The sequence below is a fragment of the Salmonella sp. SAL4457 genome, assembly GCF_046548235.1.
Classification (GTDB): domain Bacteria; phylum Pseudomonadota; class Gammaproteobacteria; order Enterobacterales; family Enterobacteriaceae; genus Salmonella; species Salmonella enterica.
Window position 1 is genome coordinate 1 of sequence record NZ_JBGDZO010000938.1, and the last position, 252, is coordinate 252.

The 252-nt window shown below is 68.3% G+C and carries 1 protein-coding gene; it reads left to right on the top strand.

What is annotated here, in order from left to right; genetic code table 11:
• The coding region (locus ACLJNW_RS26960) for a 2OG-Fe(II) oxygenase (RefSeq protein ID WP_410961617.1) at positions 1–252 on the top strand (252 nt) is incomplete at both ends.

A 252-nucleotide genomic window follows, 5' to 3' on the forward strand; every position in this document is an offset into this window, starting at 1 on the left:
CACCAGAGCATCTTCATGCCTGAGCGTCTGACCACCAGATTGGCCGAAGAGTGCCGCACCCGTGCGGTCGCGGGCGACCTGACCCCGGCGGCGATCGGCCGCGGCGACGGCCAGGTGATCCGCGAAGGCATCCGCGGCGACCTCACGCAATGGCTGGAGCCCGGAGAATCCGAGGCCTGCGACGAATACCTGGGGGTGATGGACAGCTTGCGCCAGGCGCTCAACGCCTCGCTGTTCCTCGGCCTCGAGGAT